This is a genomic window from Protofrankia sp. Cr2 (assembly GCF_963555885.1).
Lineage (GTDB): Bacteria > Actinomycetota > Actinomycetes > Frankiales > Frankiaceae > Protofrankia.
The window spans coordinates 47,534-69,169 of the sequence record NZ_CAUVXG010000025.1; the positions used below are offsets into that span (position 1 = coordinate 47,534).

At 67.5% G+C, this 21,636-nt stretch carries 15 protein-coding genes; 8 read left to right on the top strand and 7 right to left on the bottom strand.

From position 1 onward, the window contains the following. Positions 1-67: 67 nt before the first annotated feature. Positions 68-2,203 (bottom strand): ATP-binding protein, encoded by a 2,136-nt coding sequence (locus U9978_RS13455; protein ID WP_322761449.1) that lies wholly within the window; start codon positions 2,201-2,203, stop codon positions 68-70. Between the two features lie 3 nt (positions 2,204-2,206). After that, a complete protein-coding gene (locus U9978_RS13460; RefSeq protein WP_322761450.1) occupies positions 2,207-2,896 on the bottom strand; it encodes a DUF4255 domain-containing protein in 690 nt (229 codons plus the stop codon). A 143-nt stretch (positions 2,897-3,039) separates the two neighbouring features. Between U9978_RS13460 and U9978_RS13465 the strand changes: the two genes are divergently transcribed. Beyond that, a complete protein-coding gene (locus tag U9978_RS13465) occupies positions 3,040-4,602 on the top strand; it encodes an NlpC/P60 family protein (RefSeq protein ID WP_322761451.1) in 1,563 nt (520 codons plus the stop codon). Here the strand turns inward: U9978_RS13465 and U9978_RS13470 are convergent, their stop codons facing one another. Further along, positions 4,603-5,313, bottom strand: a complete 711-nt coding sequence (locus U9978_RS13470) for a response regulator transcription factor (RefSeq protein WP_322761452.1) — start codon at positions 5,311-5,313, stop codon at positions 4,603-4,605. A gap of 186 nt (positions 5,314-5,499) precedes the next feature. Here U9978_RS13470 and U9978_RS13475 point away from each other — a divergent pair, with 186 nt between their 5' ends. From U9978_RS13475 to U9978_RS13505, 7 genes are all read left to right on the top strand, one after another. Further along, the gene (locus U9978_RS13475; protein ID WP_322761453.1) at positions 5,500-7,254 is read left to right on the top strand and encodes a dynamin family protein; all 1,755 of its coding nucleotides are present in this window, start codon (positions 5,500-5,502) and stop codon (positions 7,252-7,254) included. Then, positions 7,251-8,825, top strand: coding sequence for a dynamin family protein (locus U9978_RS13480; protein WP_322761454.1), 1,575 nt, complete (start codon positions 7,251-7,253; stop codon positions 8,823-8,825). Before U9978_RS13475 ends, U9978_RS13480 begins: the two co-directional genes overlap by 4 nt. A 176-nt stretch (positions 8,826-9,001) precedes the next feature. Then, positions 9,002-11,461, top strand: coding sequence for an ATP-binding cassette domain-containing protein (locus U9978_RS13485; RefSeq protein ID WP_416210955.1), 2,460 nt, complete (start codon positions 9,002-9,004; stop codon positions 11,459-11,461). An 8-nt stretch (positions 11,462-11,469) separates the two neighbouring features. Beyond that, positions 11,470-12,426, top strand: a complete 957-nt coding sequence (locus tag U9978_RS13490; protein ID WP_322761455.1) for a UbiA family prenyltransferase — start codon at positions 11,470-11,472, stop codon at positions 12,424-12,426. A gap of 346 nt (positions 12,427-12,772) precedes the next feature. Further along, the gene (locus U9978_RS13495) at positions 12,773-13,855 is read left to right on the top strand and encodes a type III polyketide synthase (protein ID WP_322761456.1); all 1,083 of its coding nucleotides are present in this window, start codon (positions 12,773-12,775) and stop codon (positions 13,853-13,855) included. A gap of 213 nt (positions 13,856-14,068) precedes the next feature. Next, positions 14,069-15,646, top strand: a complete 1,578-nt coding sequence (locus tag U9978_RS13500) for an AAA family ATPase (protein ID WP_322761457.1) — start codon at positions 14,069-14,071, stop codon at positions 15,644-15,646. A 241-nt stretch (positions 15,647-15,887) separates the two neighbouring features. Further along, positions 15,888-16,403 (top strand): excisionase family DNA-binding protein, encoded by a 516-nt coding sequence (locus U9978_RS13505; RefSeq protein WP_322761458.1) that lies wholly within the window; start codon positions 15,888-15,890, stop codon positions 16,401-16,403. 346 nt (positions 16,404-16,749) lie between these two features. On the opposite strand, the gene U9978_RS13510 is transcribed toward U9978_RS13505, so the two are convergent. The 4 genes from U9978_RS13510 to U9978_RS13525 all read right to left on the bottom strand — a co-directional run. Beyond that, on the bottom strand, positions 16,750-18,135 hold the full coding sequence (locus U9978_RS13510) for a hypothetical protein (RefSeq protein ID WP_322761459.1): 1,386 nt from the start codon (positions 18,133-18,135) through the stop codon (positions 16,750-16,752). 201 nt (positions 18,136-18,336) lie between these two features. Beyond that, a complete protein-coding gene (locus U9978_RS13515) occupies positions 18,337-18,909 on the bottom strand; it encodes a hypothetical protein (RefSeq protein ID WP_322761460.1) in 573 nt (190 codons plus the stop codon). After that, positions 18,910-20,397 carry a hypothetical protein gene (locus U9978_RS13520; RefSeq protein WP_322761461.1) on the bottom strand — a complete coding sequence of 496 codons (1,488 nt, stop codon included), beginning with the start codon at positions 20,395-20,397 and terminating at the stop codon, positions 18,910-18,912. Positions 20,398-20,743: 346 nt separating this feature from the next. Next, positions 20,744-21,636 (bottom strand): InlB B-repeat-containing protein (locus tag U9978_RS13525; RefSeq protein WP_322761462.1); only part of this gene is annotated, 893 nt, incomplete at its 5' end.

A 21,636-nucleotide genomic window follows, 5' to 3' on the forward strand; every position in this document is an offset into this window, starting at 1 on the left:
CTCGCGGGACGCTCCCTCGGTGCCGTTGCAGGGGTTCGAACCTGCTCGCGCATCGACTGCATGAATCTCATCCTCGCTCATCACGGCGTCCTGGCAGCAGATCCGCATAGGGACCGAACTCGTCGGGGAGGCAGAGGCGGCCGAGTTTGCGGTACTCCAGGCTGATCGCGGTCACCAGGTCGCGCATGTACACGAGCCGGCCGTTCGCCGCGCCGAGGTAGGCCGCGGTCACGACCGCGTTGCGGATGTCCCCGCCGGCCAGCGTGAACGCCTGTCCGCAGAAATCCAGGTCGACGTCGTCGGCCAGCGGGACGCAGCGCAGCATCCGCCGCCACAGTTCGCGGCGCTCGGCATCCTCCGGCCGGGTGAACTCGACGACCACGGACAGCCGTCGCCGGAACGCCTCGTCCAGGTTGGCCGCCAGATTCGTGGCCAGGATGGCCGTTCCGTCGAAGGATTCCATCCGCTGCAGCAGGTAGGCGACCTCGACATTGGCATAGCGGTCCCGGGCGTCGGACACCTCCGAGCGCTTGCCGAACAGGGCGTCGGCCTCGTCGAAGAACAGCACGGCGTTGAGCCCCTCGGCACCGACGAAGATCCGTTCCAGGTTCTTCTCGGTCTCCCCGATGTACTTGTCGACGACCACAGACAGGTCGATGACGTACAGGTCGACGCCCAGCGAGCCGGCGACGACCTCGGCCGCCATGGTCTTGCCGGTGCCGGACTCCCCGGCGAACAGCGAGGTCACGCCCTCCCCACGGCCGCCACCACGGCGCAGACCCCAGTCGTCGAGCACGGTGCCACGATGGGCGGACCGGCCGGCGAGGTGACGCAACGCGACGCCCGTCCGCGCGGGCAACACGAGATCATCCCAGGTCACCGACGGCTGTACCCGGCGCGCGAGCCGTTCCAGGCCGGTGGCGTTCTGCGCCCGGGCTGCGGCGGCGAGATGCTCGGCTCTGATGTCAATGCTGATCTCACAGCCGTCCGTGGCGGCCAGGGCGCGGGCACCGGCGACCGTGCGACGTACCTGCCGGGGGGTGAGGCGGAATGCGACCAGCTCGCAGGCCGGGGTTGACCCGCCCAGTTCGGCCGACCACAGCGCGGCCTGTTCGGCGGCGGCCAGCGGCTCGATATCGCAGACGAGGGGTGCGGGGCCGGGCGTTTCCGGTTCCCACCCGCCGCGTCCGAACAGCACGATCTGCGGCGACGCCTGTGACGTGACCAGGTCGGACGTGCCGTGAACGGACGTGACCAGGCCGGCCACCGCGGCGGCGGACTGGGCGTCGACGGGTCCGGCGACCAGCACGGCGCCGCGCAACCGAGCCTCCCGGACCGCCTCTACCACCACTACCGGCGGGTCCGATCCGTCGGTAGTGGTGGTCGAGGCGACGCCGAGCTGGGCGGCAAGCACCGTCAGCCCCGCCTGACGGCAGGCCGAGGCGGCGACCGTGAGCGCGTCGGCTCCCGGAAGCTGGCGCAGGTAGGTCAGGGACACCCCGGCGGTGAGCGCGCGGGCCAGGCGGTCGACGACGTCACCGCCCACATCCGGTGGATCGACGAGCACAGCGCCGAGCCCGGGCTCGGGCCCGTCGTCACCCAGCAGAAACGCCGCCACCCGGTCTGGCACCCGCAACGACCGGGTCAGAAACGGACGGTCGGCGTCCTCGACGACGAGCAGCCCGGCGGCCACCAGCGCTCCGTTCGGCCCGCAGCGCGCCCGCGCGGCGGCGTCCAGCGGCGAGCGCCCACCCAACTCCAGGGCCAGACCCGGGCTGGCCCGCCGCCGGCTCACGTCGTCGTGCAGGTAGCCGTAGAGCTTCTCGAACCGGGGGTCGAGATCCGGAGCGAGGGCAATCAACAGGATGTCAACGTCCAGACTGGTCAGCCCACATCGGCGGGCAAGCGTCGGCAGCCGCAGTTCCTCCCCTTCGGCCGTCACTTCGGCCGTACCGCACGCCAGCCGGTCCGCGCGCGCGCCGTCGGCGTCCGCCGGCGACATCCCCTCGTTGGACGACTCTCGTAGCCGTCTCGGATATCCGGCATCGAGCAGGCGGTCGGCCTGCTCATCGCTCAGGTAAAGACCGCGAAACGCATCGTCCGGTTCGGGGTCGACCGCGCGGCGAGCCGCGACCGCGGCGCGCACCCGCTCCTCGATCACGGCCAGCCGTCCGATCAGATCAGCCAGGGATGGGGATGGCACCGCCTACAGCTCCGCGATCCGAGCGGCTCTGACGTTACCCGCGCCGGGCGAACGGACGCCCGCCGGCCGAGCCCCGTCCGGATCGGCCGCGTCGGGTGCCCGTTGCGTACGCGGATCCACCGGGGAGCGGCGGACGTCCAGGAACGGCTCCTCCAACACCGGCGGGCCGATTGCGACCACCCGGGCCGGGTCGAACGGAGCTACCACCACCAGATCGAGGGATGGCTTCAGCTCGCCGCCGAGGGCGTTCCACACGTCGGCGATGCCCCGGTCTGCGCTGGGCGGCAGGGCAAGCTGCAACAGTACGGGCAGCGGCTGGCCGGACAGCTGGCCGCGCAGATGGCCGGTGGGTACCCGGTCGTGGCGCAGCAGCGCGCCCAGCAGCTGGGACAGCAGCCGATGTTCGTCCTCGGGACGCCGGGTCCACGCGGTGAGCAGGTAGGACAGCCGGAACCGCCGTGGCGGCGGCCGGCGGGCGACAACACGCCCCTCGGTGTTGCGGACCGGCTCGGCCGCGATCTCCCGGCGTCCGACGTCCTCACGGATGTCGTAGAGGAAGACGTCCACGCACGGGCCGTTGAGGCGGCTCGCCCAGTCCCGGGTCGGGGCGTCGAAGACCACCTCGGCCTCGCCTCCGGGCAGGGCCTCCGCGGTCAGCAACGCGGCCAGTGTCGCGTCAACGTCATGGATCATCTCCCCTACGGTCTCTCACCACACGGATGAGAACAAGGAGCCAACCGCGCCCTCCGGCTGCCTCATCGGGCACCCGTGCCGGCACGGATTGCCGGTCCGCCAGGCTGTTCCGCAATCGTCACCGCGCGCGTACCGTCGATGCTGTGGCGATCTACAGTCCGACGCAGATCTACGGCTTCGCCCGGGGCGCGGGGTTTTCCCCTGATCAGGCGACGACGATGACCGCCGTCGCGTTGGCGGAGTCCGGCGGCAACAGCAATTCCCACAACTCCCACGGTGAAGATTCCCGCGGACTGTGGCAGATCAACCTCAACGCCCATCCACAGTGGCGGGACCGCGACCTGTACGACCCGAAGGTCAACGCCCAACTCGCCTATGAGGTGTCGCGGCAGGGCCGGGACGTCTCACCCTGGACGTCGACCCACCACGGCGCGGACGCCAGATACCTCGACTTCAAGACGGACGCCCGGCATGCGGCGATCGAAGCGGGCGACGGTTCCAGCCTGGGCGCCTGGACGGGAACCCAAGGTTACGGCCACCCGCTCGCCGCCGGCGACGGTCCCGGTGTCACGCACGGACCCGGTGTCACGCATGGACCCGCGGATGCCGGCGGCCATGCGCATGTGAGCGGCGAGACCACCGCGGGCTCCGACGCGACCCGGCGGTTTCTGGACGCGGCGCTCCGGCAGTCCGGCGACCACTACGTCTTCGGCGCCGAGGCGAACCTCAACGACCCCGACCCGACCACTTTCGACTGCTCCGAGCTGACGCAGTGGGCTGCTCACCAGGCCGGCCACGACATCCCGGACGGCGCGTGGGCGCAGTATTCACGCCTGCGCGGCGAGGGCATGGAGATCTCCGTCGAGCAGGCTCTGCATACCCCCGGCGCATTGCTGTTCCAGTTCTCCGACGACGCGGGCCACGGCAACGGGGAACCGGCCAAGGCCCATGTCGCGATCAGTCTGGGAGACGGTCGCACCATTGAGGCGCGCAACCCCCGGGACGGCGTCGGGGTGTTCAACGACGCCGGACGCTGGATGACCCGCGCGGCGCTGATACCCGGCATCTCCGCAGCGCCGGGCAGCGACACACCGTCCAGACTCGACGCGGCAGGCTCAGTGGCGGCGGCCGACGGGACCGACACCGATGCCGACGGCCTCACCGATGCTCTCGAACGGCAGCTCGGGGCGGACCCCACCCGGGCCGACTCCGACGATGACGGTCTGTCAGACGCCTACGAGCTCCTGCACCTGCACACCAACCCGTTGGCCGCGGACACCGACGCCGACGGGATACCGGATTCCATCGAGCTGGCGCTGGGAACAAACCCGAATGATCCGGACACGGCCCATACCGGCCGGCTCGACGGCCCGATCGGCGCCGCTTCCACAACCGATCGTGACGCAGACAGTGACGCCGACGGCCTCACCGATGCCCTGGAACGCATCCTCGGCAGTTCACTCACAAATGCAGACACTGACGGTGACGGGGTGACCGATGGGGCGGAGTACCACGCGCACCTCAACCTCCTCGACCCGTCCGATGTGCACGGTCTGCTCGCCGGACCGGGCACGTCGGGTGTTGGCGCGCTGTCGAGCGGTCACGTGGGTGCCCATCCCGACGACAGCCATTCGGGCGGTCACCTGACTACGGGCACCGGGGCGGACCTCGCCGACGATGGCGGCTCACACCTGCCGGCCCTGTAATTAGAGCAGACCCTGGCGTAGCGCGTAGGCGACCGCGTGGGACCGGTTACGCAGGCCGTATCGGCGGGTGACATCCTGAAGGACGTTCTTGACGGTGCGTTCGGAGTAGCAGAGCTGCCGACCGATCTCGCGGGTGTCGCACCCCTCGCTGACCAACCGGAGCACGTCGCGCTCCCGTTCGGAGATGCCCGACAGGGTGAGACCACGTGGCGTGAGCACCTGGCACTGGACCTGGCGCACCTGGCTGAGCAGCCCGCCGAGGAGGTCGGGCGGCAGGAAACCCTCGCCACTGGCCGCCCCGCGAATCGCGGCCAGCACCTGATCCGGAGTGGCGCCGGCGCGCCGGATCAGCCCCGTGACACCTGCCTCCACCGCGGCCGTCACATCGGCGGAATCCAGGTCGGTCACGATGAGTACCACCGGCGTTCCTGCCTGATACAGACCGCGGATGAGGTCGACCGTCCGCTTGTCAACGGTGTCGACGCTGACCAGCGCGACATCGACCAGCGGGACATCGACCGGCGCGACGTCGACCGGCGCGACGTCGACCGGCGTGTCCCCGCCGCGGGACGTCGGCAGGCGGGCGGCGGTGCCCGGGTCCGGGCCCGCGTCAACGAGATCGACATCCGGACAGCCCGCAAGCTGCGCAGCAAGACCAGCCCGGGTGATCGGGTCGCTGGCATGGAGCAGGACGTGTATCGGTCGGCTCATGGCTATCCCCCTGATGCTTCGCGTGACCGGCAGGACCAGGTATCTCACATCGCTCTCAAGAAAAACTCATTGCGCGAAGGCGCACTCAAGTTGTACTCAATCGGCACTCAAGACTGACTCAAGATGCAGGTCAGGCGTGGCTCGCACGTACCGAACGGAGATCTATGAGATGACAGTAGGGTGTCTGTGAGTACCGTCGCAGCCGACCCCCCGCAGGCGTCGTTGCTGGACGCGGTCATTCGCGAGGCCGGCCGGCACCGGCGCGCCGACCTACAGGCACGGCTGGCCCGGGAACGCACGCGGCTGACCGCGACGTCCTGCCAGGTGGTGGTGGTCGGTGAGTTCAAGAAGGGAAAGAGCTCGCTGGTCAATGCGCTGCTGAACCTGCAGGTCTGCGCGGTCGACCCGATCGGGGCGACCATGGTGCCCACAATGATCCAGTACGCGCCCACCCGCACGGAAACCGTGATCGACCAGTCGGCCGGTTGCGGCGTGGAGATCGGCGTCCCGCATGAACTTCTGGCGTCCGGACTGATAATCGTCGACACGCCCGGGGTGAACGGCGGCCTCACCGACGCTCGCGCCGCCGCGACCCTGCGGGCCGCATCCGATGCCGACGCGGTCGTGTTCGTCTCGGACGCCAGCCAGGAGTACACCGCGCCGGAGCTGGAATTCCTGCGCGGGGCGGCACAGCACTGCCCGGTCGTCGTCTGCGCCCTGACCAAGATTGACTTCTACCCCGAATGGCGACGCATTCTCGACCTCGACCGCGGGCATCTGCACCGGGCCGGGATCGAGGCACCGGTATTTCCGCTCTCCGCGCCGCTGCGCGACCACGGCCTGCGCGCCGATCTGCCTGACGTCGACGCAGAATCGGGCTATCCGGCCTTCGCCGGCCACATCCGCTCCGAGCTCGTCGAGCAGTGTCGGGCGCGGGCGCGGCGTGACGCGGATGAGGCAGCGCGCGACGCTCTCGCCCAGATCATGGCTGAGTTGGTGGTGGAACGGGCCGCGCGTGCCGATCCGGCCGTCAGGAATACACTGCGGCTCCGGCTGGAGACCGCCGAAGCACGCGCCCACACGATGACCACGGCGGCGGCGAGGTGGCAGCGGATTCTCCGGGACGGCAACACCCACCTGGAACGACGGGTGGACGACGACCTCAATCAGCGGCTGCAGGCCGTCACCGGCGAGTTCAGGAAACGCGTGGCGACCAGTGATGACCTGGTGCAAGGATGGGACGAACTGCGGGCCTGGCTGTGCGAACAGGCCAACCGCGAGCTCATGGCGCACCGGACGATGCTGAGAACAGAAGCTGACGCGCTGGCCGAGCAGGTTGCCGGCGTCTTCCAGACCGACAAGACGGCCACCAGTGCCCTGCCCGCGATCCCCGCGATGGCGTCCCTGGCAGCGCTGGCCTCGCTGGCCTCGGGACGGCCGGCGGCTGAGGGCGCAGACCCTCAATTCCGCACCGACGGGCGCGGGGCGCGCTGGACTCATGCCCTGCGCAGCGGCGCGATCGGCATGATGCCCATCCACCTGCTCGCAGCATTCGGGACTCTCGCCGGGCTCTCGCTCGCCCCGATCGTGGCACCGGTCGGCGGGGCGGTCATGTTCGTGGTCGCGAAGCGTACGCTGCGTACGTCCCGGGAGAATCAGCTTTCAGCCCATCGGGCAGAGGCGAAACGCGCGGGGGAAGACTACCTCCAGAAAGCCTGGCAGGCGGCGCACACGGACTCACGGCGCGCCCAGCAGGACATCTACCACCAGTTGGGGAACGTCTTCACCGAACGTGCGGCCGAGCTCAAGACATCGGCCGGACGCAACCTCGAATCGGCTGCCCTTGAGATCAAGGCAACCGACGTCCGAAGCCAACGGCGACTCGCCGAGCTCAACGTGGAGATCAACCGCCTGGAGCTCCTGGCAGGGCAGCACCGGTGACCCTGCGCTCGGATGTCCAGGCGCTGTTGACCGACGCCGCCGAGGCGTACCGGGGCAGTCCGGCCGAAGCCCTCTTGCGCCGAGAGCTGCGTTGGCTGGACGGTCCGTTACGGGTCGCCATCGCAGGCCGGGTCAAGGCGGGGAAGTCCACCCTGCTCAACGCACTGGTCGGCGATCAGATCGCGGCGACGGACGCCGGCGAGTGCACCCGGGTGGTGACCTGGTACCGCTATGGTCCGCGCCACGCGGCCCGGGCGGACCTGCGGCCTGAAGGCCGGCCGGGCGTCAGCGGTGCCGCCACCACGGTGGAGATCGGGCTGCTCCGAGGGCCGGGCGGCGCCCGGATCGACCTGGGGCCGTACGCCGCCGAGGACGTCGAACGGCTGCGGGTGGAGCTGCCGAGCGAGCAACTGCGCCGCCTCACGCTCATCGACACCCCGGGTATCGCATCGCTGTCAACTGAGGTGTCACGCCGAAGCCACGCATTTCTGCTGCCAGCCGGCGAGCCGTCGGGCGGCGAGGCAGGCGAGGCAGGCGAGGCAGGCGAGGACGCCGGATACCACGGCGGGGCGGACGCCGTGATCTACCTGATGCGGCATCTGCACGCCGCCGACGTGAGCTTCCTGGAGTCCTTCCGCCAGACCGGACTGCGCGACACCGCCCCGGCGCACGCGATCGGCGTGTTGTCCCGGGCCGACGAGATAGCGCCTGGCAACGCCGAATCGATCGACCTCGCGCATCGGGTCACCACGGGCATGGGCCGCGACCCCCGGGTTCGGGCACTGGTGCAGACGGTCGTGCCGGTGGCGGGTCTGCTCGCCCAGTGCGGCACGTGGCTCGGTGACCGCGAGTTCGCGGCCCTGGCGTCCGTCGCCGGCCAGCCGACGGTGGACGGTGTCCCCCTCCTGCTGTCGGTGGACCGCTTCCGCGCGCCGAACCCGCGGATCGAGGCGACCCTCGATGATCGCTCCATGCTGCTGGACCGGCTCGGGCTCGCCGGGGTCCAGATCGCCGTGGCGCTGATCTGGCCGGGGCTGGTCACCGACGCGACCGGGCTGGTCACCGAGCTTGAGCACCGCAGCGGTCTGCCCGAACTGCGGGCACTGCTGGAGCGTCAGTTCACCGACCGGGCCGACGTCCTCAAGGCCCAGACCGCGCTGCGCCGCCTGGACGCCGTGCTCGACGCCCGCCCGATCCCGTCGGCAGACACATTACGGACCCGCCGGGAACGCCTGGAGGCGGGCGCACACGCACTGGCCGAACTGAAGCTGTTCGGTGATCTGCGTCTGGGCGAGGTCGACGTGGACGACGAGCAGCGGGAGGCGATGGAGCTGCTGCTGGGCGCTGCGGGCAGCGAGGTGACCGCCCGGCTCGGTCTGCCACCGGACACCCCCGCCGACGACATCCGAGCCGCGTTGCTCACCACGCTCGACCGCTACCGCCGGCTCAGCGAGAACCGGCTCGCGGCCCGCCCGATGCGCCGCGCCGCCGCGACGCTGCGCCGCACCTGCGAAGGCATGCTCACCGGGGATGGCATCGCACGACCGGCCGACCGGCGGACTTCACCGTAACGGATAGACGGCCTGCTGCGCTGTGCCATGCTGGACACCGCGCGAATCTCGTCGATCAGCCGTATTTCGGTCATACGGGTAGAATCATAATAGCCATATCAGGTAGTGGGCATCTGGCCCGGACGGTGCGGACACGCCCGCACGGAGTCGCGGCGCACGGTCGAAGGGGGAACAGCGTGTCAACGCCGCTGAGAATCGTCAGCAGTATAGGGGAAGTGATCATAACGGGTGATCGCCCTTTTGTGGTGGGTCGGGGGAAGGGATCCGACCTGGTGCTGTTAGACCGCCAGGTTTCGCGCCGCCACGTGGAAATTACGTGCACCGATTCTGAATGGACCGCGAAGGACGTCAGCTCGTACGGAACCTGGGTGGACGGAGAACGGGTCCAGCAGGTCGCCGTGCGGGGGGAGGTACGGCTCCGGCTCGGCGCGCTCGACGGCCCCGAGCTCATGATGCTGCCGGTCGTGGCGGACATCCCGAAACAGCCGGAGCTCGATCCGCGCTCGGAGATGTCCACGGTCTGGCGCGGCAGCCCCGAGTACGAACGCGACCGACAGGCGGTCGCCGCCGCCGCCACTGCCACGGCCACCACCGCGGCCAACGGTATAACGAGGCTGGAACGCGAACACGGCCGGCGCAACACCTACCCGCTCCGGCGGGGGACGATGTCGATAGGGCGGTCCCGGGACAACGACATCGTCGTGGCCGACCTGCTCGCCTCCCGGCGTCACGCCGAGATTTTCGTCGGCCAGAGCGGCGTACATGTCGTCGATCTCGACTCGGCGAACGGGACATTCCTCAACGGCCGGAAGATCAGTCGGGAGGCGGTCGCGCAGCGCGACATCATCGCCGTCGGCCATCATCTTTTCCAGCTCGAAGGCGACACGCTGGTCGAATATCTTGACTCCGGGGACGTCACCTTCGAGGCTGACGGCCTCAACGTCTTCGTCAAGGACATGCAGATCATGCATGACGTGAGCTTCCGACTGCCGGGGCGGGCATTGCTGGCCGTCATCGGCCCCAGCGGCTCGGGCAAGTCGACCCTGCTGAACGCGCTGACCGGTTTCCGGCCGGCCGACGACGGCTCCGTCCGCTATGCCGGCCGAGACATGTACGCCGAATACAGCGAACTACGCCGGCGAATCGGACATGTCCCGCAGGACGATCTTCTCCACACCACACTGACGGTCCGCAAAGCGCTGGAATACGGCGCGCGGCTGCGCTTCCCTCCGGACACCACCAAGGACGAGCGCCGGGAACGCGTTGACGAGGTTCTCCGCGAACTGGGGCTCGAGCAGCGCGCGGATGTCGCCGTGCAGAACCTCTCCGGCGGGCAACGCAAACGCACCAGCGTGGCGCTGGAACTGCTGACCAGACCGACGCTGCTGTTCCTGGACGAGCCGACCTCCGGCCTCGACCCCGGCATGGACCAGAACGTGATGGGCGCTCTGCGGACGCTGGCCGACGGTGGTCGAACCATCGTGGTGGTGACCCACAGCGTTGCACAGCTCGATATCTGCGACTATATTCTTGTGCTTGCCAAGGGCGGGCGTACCGCTTATTTCGGCCCGCCGAAAAGCGCCCTCACCTTCCTTGGGAAGAAGTCGTGGCCGGATGTCTTCCAGATGTTGGAAGGCGCCTCACCGATCGAGCTGGCGGGCCGATTCCGCGACTCCGAGTACTTCGTCCCGGCGTCGGTCACGGCACCACCCGCGCGCCCGATACCAGCGGCGCTGCCGAGCGCACGACAACAGTCCCTTTTCTCCCAGATAGCGACGCTGAGCCGCCGCCAGCTGAGCGTCATCACCTCGGACCGCTCCTACCTCTGGCTGATCGTGGCATTTCCGTTCCTGCTGGGCATACTGCCCCGGGTCGGACCGGCGCCGCACCGTCTGGACCCGCTGCCCAACGGCATACCGAACGTCGATGCGCAGATGCTGCTCCTCGTGGTCGTGCTCTGCGCATGCTTCATGGGAATGGCGAACTCGATCCGGGAGATTGTCAAAGAAAAGGCGATCTATCGGCGAGAACGGGCCATCGGACTCTCGATCACGGCATATCTCGGGTCGAAGGTCGTCGTCCTCGTCATCATCACCACTCTGCAGAGCATCGTCTTCACGATGATAGGAATGACCAACCGCACACCGCGCCAGGCGGTCGCGCTCAGTGTGCCCATGCTGGAGGTCATCCTGGCGGTTACCATGATCTCGATATCGTCAGCAATGCTCGGCCTGGCGATTTCCGCCTGGGTCGACAACGCGGACAAAACCATGCCACTGCTGGTGATGACCACCATGTCGCAGGTCGTTTTCAGCGGCGGGCTCGTCCCGCTGGAGCGCAAACTCGGTCTGCAGCAGATCAGCTATCTCATGCCGGCCCGCTGGGGTTACGCGGCGATCGCATCCTCGGCCGACCTCAATGATGTGGTGAAACTCGGCGACGCCCCCTTCTCCCGGGGCCCGGTCGATCCGCTGTGGGTGCACGCCGGTCACGTCTACGTCACCGACATCGTGGCGGGTGTCGGTGTCGGGTGTCTGGCGGTGGGTGCCTGCGCCCTGTTACTACGGCGTCTCGATCCCAAGGTGTCCACTCGGCGGAGTTCGCTAACGAGCAGAAGAAAGACCTCGTCATCATGAATAACGCGATGAGTAACGCCATGAGTTACGCCGTCGTCCGCGACCTCGCGGGCGATCTCGCGCGCACCAGCCATCCCGAGCCGTCCGCGGCGGTCACGCTGATCGCCGCCGCACTCGCGGCCTCCAGCGGGCGGTCGGTAGCCGGTGTCGTCGTGGTGGCCCTCGCCGTGGGGACCGGCCAGTTGTCGGTCGGGTGGAGTAACGACTACTTCGACCGGGTTCGGGACGCATCCAGCGGGCGTGACGACAAACCGGTGGCGCTCGGCGCCCTGCCTGCCCGGACGGTGGGCGTCGCCGCGATCGTCACCCTGGTGGCGTGCGTACCGCTGTCCCTGCTGTCCGGGTGGCGGGCGGCTACCGCGCACCTGATCGCGGTCGCGCTGGCCTGGCTGTACAACATGGGGGTGAAGGGCACGGCCGCGTCGCTGATCCCGTTCGCCATCGCCTATGCGCTGCTGCCCGCCTTCATCGTCCTGGGCCTACCCGGCCATCCCATGCCTGCCTGGTGGCTGCTACTGGCGGGCGCCCTGCTGGGCTGCGGGGGGCACTTCGCCAACGTTCTGCCCGACCTCGACGAGGACCTGCGCGCCGGCGTGCGCGGTGTGCCGCACCGGGTCGGAGCGCGCTGGTCGTTGTGGCTGGCCGTGACGCTGCTCGCGGCCGCGTCGGCGGTGATCGCTTTCGGCCCGGGATCGGTCGGTCCGACGGCGATCGCAGGGCTTGCCGTGACCGGGGCCGCCGTCGTCGCGGTCCTGGTAGGCGCGACGACATGGCGCCCGATGGCGGTAACCACGGGCACGTCCGTCGACACAGCGGGCCCGAACAGCCCGAACAGCCCAGGGACACCCGACGGATCCGGCCGGGGGAATCCAACGCCGGTCGGACGCGGGGCTTTTCGCGTCATCCTCGCGGTCGCGCTCGCCGATGTGGCGTTGCTGGTGGCGGCCGGACCCAACCTGGTCTGAACACCCGAGCTCTCACCACGATAGCCCGCAATCACCAAACGGTCCCGACCCGACTACCCCGTGACACGTCCGACGCGGGGTGAATGTCAAGCCCGGGTCCCCATAATACCGGCGTCGGACGGTGACTTGTATCAGACACGCCGAAATCGCTGTGAGACGAGCGTCTCCCGACAACCGATGCTCATTATAAGGCGGACACGTAGAGCCTCTACTTTGTTCTCGGTGTATGGAGGGGTACCGCCGGATGTCCAGCCAAACACAAACAAACACGGGTGCCATCATCGGGCCGGAGTCGTCGGAGCAGCCGCCGCAAACGGCCCGACCACCGCGGCAACGGCAGCACCCCATGCCGAAGGCCACCGCCACCAACCGGCTGCACACGGCTGTGCTCACCGGCCAGGGCAGGGCATTCCCGCCGCCGATGGGCCAGCTAGCGCTGTGGGACGATGTGTTCGCTCGCCATTACAGCGGGAACCCGACGGCCCGACGGATCTTTCTCGGTTGCGGCGTGAACACGCGGCACGGTGTGGTCGATCCTCGAGTCGAGGATGTAAGCGAATGGACCACTGGTACCCGGATGCGCAGGTATGTCACCGCGGCGCATCCGCTGGGCCGGGAGGCGGTGCTCAGCGCGCTCACCGAGGCCGGCCTGAATCCCGCCGACGTCGGACTGTTCGTCGTCGTCTCCTGCACCGGCTATGCAACCCCGGGCCTCGACATCCTGCTGGCCGACGAGCTCGGGATGCCGGCCACCACACAACGGCTCTGCATCGGTCACATGGGCTGCTATGCGGGGCTGCCGGCACTGTCAACCGCCACCGACTACGTACGGGCGCGGGGACGACCCGCCGTGGTTCTATGCGTGGAGCTGCCGTCGCTGCATGTACAGCCGTTCGGTCCCGCGGCTGAGCGCGATGTCGAGCAGATCGTCGCGCACGCGCTGTTCGGGGACGCGGCCTGCGCCATAGTGCTGGAACCGGATGTCACCGGCGGCCTGGAGGTCATCGACACCGAGGCCGTCACCGACCCGTCGTCGGCGTCACTGATGACGTGGACGGTCACCGACCACGGCTTTCGGATGAGCCTGTCGGCGAAGGTGCCCGACGTGCTGGCACTGCATGTCGAGAAGGCTGCCGGGGAACTCCTGGGCCGGCACGGGCTCGACGCCGACGACGTCGCAGGCTGGGCGATACACCCCGGTGGGCCGCGCATCGTCAATGTGGTGGCGGAGAAACTCGGGTTGAGCCCAGACCAGACCGCCGCGAGCCACGAGATCCTCGCTACCCGCGGCAACTGTTCGTCGGCGACGGTGCCGCTGGTTCTCCAGCAGATTCGCCGGAACCGGCAGCTGCGCCCCGGCGACCCCGTGGTGGCGATGGCCTTCGGCCCTGGCCTGACCCTGTGGAACATGCTCCTGAAAGCATGCTGACCGTCGACCCCGGACGCCTACCGCAGCAAGATCGACGGATGTCCGGCGCCCGCATTCCGGATGACGGTTGACAGGCCGCCGGCGGCTGGGCCGGCAGATCCCGACCGCGCGGCCAGTGGCCTCCCGGTCATTTCGACATCCGAGCGGGAACCTCTCGCCCCGTAGGCTGGCTGACGACAACCGTTGCCGTGTGCCGCCGGAAGGTACTGATCCATGGGACGTTGGTTCAACACGGCCGGGCCGTGTCTGCCCGCGTTCCACTACATGATCCCGGCGTCGCGGCGGCTGCCCGAGGCGCCCGGGCTGGTGGAGCAGCTGGGGTACTTCGTGGTTCACGCGCCCCGCCAGACCGGAAAGACGACCGCGCTGCGGGCGCTGGCGGACGAGCTGACCGCCACCGGCGACTATGCGGCGCTGCACTTCTCATGTGAGCTCGGAGAGGCCGCCGGCGACGACTACGGCGCCGCGCAGCACGGCATCCTGCAAGAAATCCGCAGCCGTGCCGAGACCGCTCTGCCGCCGGATCTCGGCCCACCACCGTGGCCGGACGTACCCGATGCGAACCTGCTCAAGGAAGCCCTAAAAGCGTGGGCACGTACCTGCCCACGGCCGCTGGTATTGTTCTTCGACGAGATCGACGCCCTGCGCGGCCAGAGCCTGATCAGCGTCCTGCGCCAGCTCCGGGCCGGTTACAACGAGCGCCCGGACGGGTTCCCGGCATCGGTGGCGCTGTGCGGCCTTCGCGACGTCCGCGACTACAAAATCGCCTCCGGTGGCGACCCGAACCGGCTCGGCACCGCCAGCCCCTTCAATATCAAGCTGGAGTCTTTGCGGCTGGGAGATTTCACCCCCGACGAGGTCCGCGAGCTCTACACCCAGCACACCACCGAGACCGGCCAGCCGTTTACTGCAGAGGCGGTGGACCGGGCGATCGAACTGACCGCCGGGCAGCCGTGGCTGGTCAACGCGCTGGCCCGTGAGATCGTCGAGAAACTCGCGGTTCCCGCCCCAGAGTGGATCACTCTGGATCACGTGGAAACGGCCAAGGAGCGGCTGATTCTCGCCCGTGCCACCCACCTCGACTCCCTGGCCGCACGCCTCGCCGAGCCCCGCGTCCGCCGCGTCGTCGAACCGGTGCTGGCCGGCACACTGGCGCAGCTCGACCCGTACGACGACGACCTGCAGTATGTACGCGACCTCGGGCTGGTCGCGACAACAGCACCGATCCGCATCGCCAACCCGATCTACCACGAGGTCATCGTGCGAGTACTCGGAGCCAACGTCGAGGCGAACGTCGTCGCCGACCCACGCGGCTTCGTGCTACCGGACGGGCGGTTCGATTTCTCCATGCTGTTGCGCGAGTTCGCCGAATTCTGGCGCGAACACGCCGACGTGCTCACCGCCGGGATCGTGTATCACGAGGTTGCCCCACAACTGGTCCTCATGGGCTACCTGCAACGGGTCGTCAATGGCGGGGGACACGTGGAACGGGAGTACGGGATCGGCCGCGGCCGCATCGACCTCCTCATCCGCTGGCCGTACCACTCACCGGCCGGCAAACGCCAGTGGCAACGGGAAGCGATCGAACTCAAGGTGTGGCGCAAAGGCGAATCCGACCCGCTCACCAAGGGCCTCACCCAACTCGACGGCTACCTGAACCGGCTCGGCCTCGACACCGGCGTCCTGGTGGTGTTCGACCGCCGACCCGACACCGCCCCCATCACCGACCGCACGACCTTCGACCATGCCACCACCCCATCCGGCCATGAAATCACCCTCCTGCGCGCCTGATTCACCCGACTTGTCACACACACCCGGCGCGAGCCGGACCCAAGGTGGGTGCAACCGCGCGCCGCACGCCGATCGGTTGCAAGATCGGCGCGAGTTTGTCGCTGTGTACGCCCAGCGGGCTGAAAAGCGTACTTTCCGACAAACTCGCGCCGATCATGGTGTGGGCGGGTCGAAAATCCTGCCGCTCTGGGCCGTGACCGCCGCGCCCAGTTTGTGTTTTTTGGGGATAGTGGAGATCATTGTGCTCGTGAGCATGATGACGGTCGGACAGGCGTGGCTGACCACCGGACAGGCCGCGATGCTGCTGGGCACGTCCCGTCAGCACGTGGTTGATCTATGCCGACGCGGGGTGGTGCCGTTCGAGACGGTGGGCAGCCATCGGCGGCTTCGCCGTGCGGACGTCGAGGCCCTCGCCGGGGGCACCCTGACCCGTGACCAGGCACGCGGATTGTGGTTGCACCGCGCGGTGGCGGGCCGATTGGCGGTCAACCCCGACGGGACGTTGAACAAAGCACGAGCGAATCTGGAGAAACTGCAGCGGATACATCCGACCGGCATGGCGGCACGCTGGCTCGGCCAGTGGCAGGCAGCGCTGGACGCGGGGAGCGAGGCCGTCTTCGACGTGCTGGTGTCGCGGTCGCCACGAGCTGTCGAGCTTCGGCAGAACTCGCCGTTCGCCGGCGTGCTGTCCGAGCAGGAACGACAGGCTGCTCTGGCCGCATTTCGTTCCTGGTGGCACCGCGAACGCACCGCGTGAGATGCGAACAACTGGAGCATGTACTCAGGGTGGTGTCAAGGACTACCATTGATCCCAGATTCTTCGCGACCGCATCGAAACACTCGAGACCCATCCGATGATCGTGAAGCGGCTCCTTTCCGGGGTCACCATGCACCTTCCCGCCTCGTAGCGCAACCATCAGCCGCGCCGGCTCAGGATATGCCCGCAGCGCAAGATCGGCGCGAGTTTGTCGCTGTGTACGCCCAGCGGGCCGAAAAGCGTACCTACCGACAAACTCGCGCCGATCTTGGCGCAGGCGCGTCAATGATCGCCGCCGATACGGCGATTTCTATCTGCTGTCTTTCAGCACCTGGGATGGCGGTGGCTACGGTGGCGGGCCCCATTGTTTGATACGCGTTGGATCATACGGGTTGATATGGATGCGGACGCCCCCACGCAAGAAGCCCTTCTCGATGAGTCGCTGCCGGTCCTGGGCGAGGATGTGCACGCAACCGTGCGAGAACTCCAGGTCCCCCGGCACGAGAGTGGCATTGGCGTCATCAGTGATTGGAGTGGTGTGAATGATGTCACCCCCGGTACCGTCGATGCGGAAGCCTTCCTTGCCGAAATCGTTGAGTATCCACTCGGGTGGCAACGGTCGGACTTTTTTGGTATTGGTCAACATCCGACGCTCGTTTTCGGCCTGGACAGAGGTCAGTCTCTTCTGCTTCAGATCAATTTCTATTAGAGCTTCGGTCGACCATTCGAGGACCTCCTGCCGGTCGAGTGGTTCGCTCAGTTTCTGTACGGATGTCCACTTTCCGCCGCGCTGGAACTCGATGTCGCTGCCCGTGTCACGGATCGGGGTTCCATTTGCGATCTGCGAAGTGGACCACGACGTTGTCACGATGGCTCTACCTGGGCTAAGCGTGTAGTCACCGGACGTGGTCGGGTTGAAGGTGTGGCCGGGGCTGTCCGGATCCGGATGCGACTGCCATGGGCCGCCGCGTGCCGGCACGGACATCACCGGTGCTCCTTTCAGCAAAACCCGGATTTCGCCCATCGGCTGACGCCTGGGGCTCCCATTAATGATCTCGGTGATCTCACCTGCGTCGGGTGTGAACTCCAGCAGTAGATCTTCCGCCTTTGGACCGACCAGCCCGGCGAGTTCCCCTTCCAGCCTCGGCTGTTCCCTCGTCGGTGCGGCGTCGACTTTTTCGAGTAACTCCTGGCGTTCAGCACTCGCCATCTGCCGGTACAGCGAGATCCGCGTCGCGGAGGACATCCGCAGCAGCGTTGCCCAACAGTCCTCAAATGTGATCTTCCTGGCGATTGCGTTGCGGATGGCGTCCATGCCGCTCACCTGGCCCGCGCTCGTCGTGCTCCGCGCCGCAAGCGTCATGGCAAGATCGAGCCGGGGCTTGTCGTACCTGGTGCCGTCAACGGGATGCGCGGCCAGTCGGCCTCGGGCAGCAGCGCCCATCCGGCGCAGGATGGCGACGAGGCCCGCTGGGTTGTGTCCGTTCAGTAACCACCAGGGGCCTCCATCACGGTTCCAGTCGGATCCGCTCATCTGCCTGGTGACCTCGCCGGAGTGGTCCTGGGTCCAGTTGCGCTGTACAAGCAGGGTGGCGGCGGTGTTCCCGGCGGATCGCTGCACGCGCAGGAGTACCTCGGCGACGGGAGGAGCGGGCTGTGGACGTACGCCGCCCGTCGCCGTGTGCGGGACGGATCCCCCGAGGCGGTGTGCCTGCTGACCTCGTTCCGACATACGCACCTTCCTGAGCGTGCAGACGAGCCTTCGTCAGACTCGCAAAACGAGGGACGGTGAGGCAAGCACGAAGGCCTACCCGAAAGGGCGGATCGCGCGATACTGTCACATGCGGCACGAGCCGCGCGCCCACTGCCGATCATGGCGCAGACAAGTGAAAAATCATGCCGTCTCGGACTAGAATTTCAGCAGTCCGCCTGTTCAGAATTCCAGTTCCCTCCTCGCCCGCTCCAGTAACCGCGCGAACTCCTCGTCATCGCCAGGGTCGATCCCGGCGAGCAGCGCATCGAGACCTTTCGGGTCGTCATCAATCGATGTGAGCAGATCGAGCGCCCGACGACGGAGCGCTCCGTCGGCCAAGCGCAGATCCGCCGCATATGCGGAACGCCCGGATGCGATGACCGTTCTGCACGCCTCCCGGAGATCCATCGGGCCGCCTGGCCCTACGACGGTGGTCGGTAGCCCGGGATCGGCGACACCGCACGCTATCTCAATCAGGAGGTCGTAGGCTGCGACACGGCCGGATGGCCACTGGGCAGAGAGCAGAATGTCGAGGATGTAGGGCGCGGCGAAGTAGGCGCTCTCGTACAGCGTCCCCTGCAGCACGATGTAGTTGTCCAGCTTCCAGTACGCATCATGGACGCTGGCGGTATCCTCAGCTTCGCGCAGTGCTCTGAGCGCGGCTGGAACGTGCTCGGCGGTCCCGTGCGCGGTGCGCAGTGACGACCAATCGACCTCGTCCAGCCGGGCAAGCTCCTTGCGAACCACAGGCATCTATCTTCCCTCGAAGATGACACCCTCGGGAAACTGGTCAGGCGTGTACTTGCCTTGACACCGTTCGCACACCGGCACCTGCTCCCCCGTCCTGGGCCGGACGGCTTCGGAAAACCTCACCTTCGAGGCGTCGCCTCCCAAACGCTCCACGACCATGTCCTCAGCACATCTGCCAGCCGTGTTATACCCGGAGACCACCTCGCCTGTCTGCACGTTAACACCACCCGTAACCGTGGCGACCTGTTCGCGCTGCGCCTTCGGCATCGTCCTGTATGCCTCCACCCCCGAGTTCCGCGCGTTCCGCGCCTGGGTGAATGCCTCCGCGTCGGATATGACCGTCCGAGCGGCTCCCCCTTTGATGACCTGGGATCCCTGCATCCAGCGACCGCTGAGCGACGCCCCCCGCAGTACCCCGAGCGACTTGATCGCCGAGGCGTGTGCGATGGGGATGGCGACATTCATCAGGTACTGGACAACGAAGATTCCCTGCCGTAGGACCTCGTCCCCCAGCAGCGTCCGCTGCTGCTCCCGGACCATCTGCTTGACCTGCCACAGAACCGGGAGCGTGCTGCGGTTGCGGACCTCGGGCCACAAGAATCCGCCGGGCCCCGGTACCGCCTCGCGAAACTGTCTGTCGGCCTCCTCCTCACCCATCTGGTTGTCACCGATCGTGCTGATATCCAGCTCGACATCCGCCAGGTCACTGAACCGGATGATGTTCGAGAAGTCCTCCGGATGAGCTACCCGGTATTTGGGCTGCCAGGAGTACCTGTTGACCATTGCGTCGACATACAGGCCTCTCGACGCGGGCGTGGTAGCCCTTTCCAGCAGGTAGAGGATCCGGACGGGATCGCCGATGCCGTCCGCCCTCCGGATGTTGTCACGGATCGGAGGGACGACACCCGGATGACCGCGCAGGAACCGCAGCTGGTCGAACTCCTGCATCCCGTTGAATTCACCGAAGAACCTGGCCCAGTCGCCACCCTCGACAAGGTCGATCAGGTGTTGTTCACGGCTTGTCGACCCCAGGGTTCCACGTCTGCGTTCGATGACCGTCAGCGCACCCAGCGCACCGGGAACGGCCGACGCCTCGTCCCGGCGGTCGATCAGAGCATCAAGAGCGTCACGGTTCAATGCCGCGGCCAGGCGGGACTGCTGGGCCACGGTCGCCGTCGCGAGAATGTTGAACGCGCCGTTCGGCGGGCTGGTGAAGTTACCGCTGCGGATCGCCCAGTGCAGGTTCTCACTGAGCTCCCGGAAGACGGGGTCGGCCGCAGATGTCGAGGCGTTGGTGATTGCGAGATGGATGCGGGAACGGTCGGAACGACCACCCTGTTCGTCGAGATTAGCGGCCAGCTTCGCCCGCTCGGCCGGCGTCAGTACCCGCAGCACCCGGACCATGTCGTCCATCGACAGGCCGTTCAACACGCGGTACGCCCCGGGCGGATCCTCCGTTTCCCAGTTCCCGTCGCGCGTGCCACTTCGCACCCAGCCGATCCGGTCCCCGATCCACGAACGCTGGACGATTGGCGCCCTTTGGAGGGTCGGACCGAGCGGCGCTGTCACAAGCGGCTCCAAGATTGGCGCCGCAGCACCGTTGATCCCACCTCGGAGAAGGGCGGCCGTCGCGCGATTACCGGCTGTGCGTTGCAGCGTGCCGAGCTCGGCACGCTCAGCTGAACCGTGGCCAGGGCTGCGGGCAACGACCGGACGCGCCGGCTCATGGCGTCCCGACGGGCTCTGCGACCGTATCGGCGCCTCCCGCATCCAGCCCTCCTCGTTGGTCGCGGACCCAGGAAATCACCTACGTGTCAGCGGTATGGTCCGGATCAGGCTACTCCCACGTCGTATAGCTGAGCGTGAGGATATTCGAGTTCGCATCAGGAGCTTTAACGACGCGGAGGGCTGAGAAACGGCCGTCCTGGGTCCGAGCGCAGAGCCTCGTCCCCGCTGGAAGGTTATCCGTCGTTATCTCCGCACCCGACAGTGCCGCAGCCGAACAATCGGCATACGTGAGTGTACCGGCGCCAGATTGCATGACTGCAAGCCCGGTTGAGCCCATGGGCGCGAGGCCCCACAGATTAGACCCGACTCCGTGGAGCCAGGCGTCGGCGCCTTCGCCGCCGCAACATGGACTGACCTTTCCAGTATCAAGATCCATATTGGAAAGCGACGGTAGATCGATGGTGCCCGAACTGTGAACCGGGCGGTTCTGCGCCGTGAAGGTTGCCGTTACGTTCCGCGCCTGGTTCATGGTTATGGCGCAGGTGCCGGTCCCCGTGCAGTCGCCCGACCATCCGCTGAACGTCTGGCCTGATGCCGCTGCGGCCGTCAGCGTCACCCGCGTGCCAGCGGTATAAAGCGCTGTACAGGTGCGTACCCCACCGCCCGGCGGACAGTCGATTCCCCCGTTCCCGGTCACGCTGCCACCCGCGCCCGGGTTGGAAACCGTCAGCTGGAACGTCTGAATCTGGCTGAACTGCGCAGTGACATCGTGGAATTTGTCCATTGTCACGGTGCACGTCACAGCTGTCGCACAACCCGGGGCGCCCGACCAGTTGTCGAAACGGTTACCGCTGCCGGGGTTCGCCGTCAACGTCACCCGCTGCCCGGCTGGAAACGTCCCCTGACACAGGCTCGTGCAGGGTCCACCGGCCAGACCCGTGACGGTGCCCGTACCGAGGACCGTCAGCGACAGCGTGAACTGTTCCACCGTCGGCGTGGGGG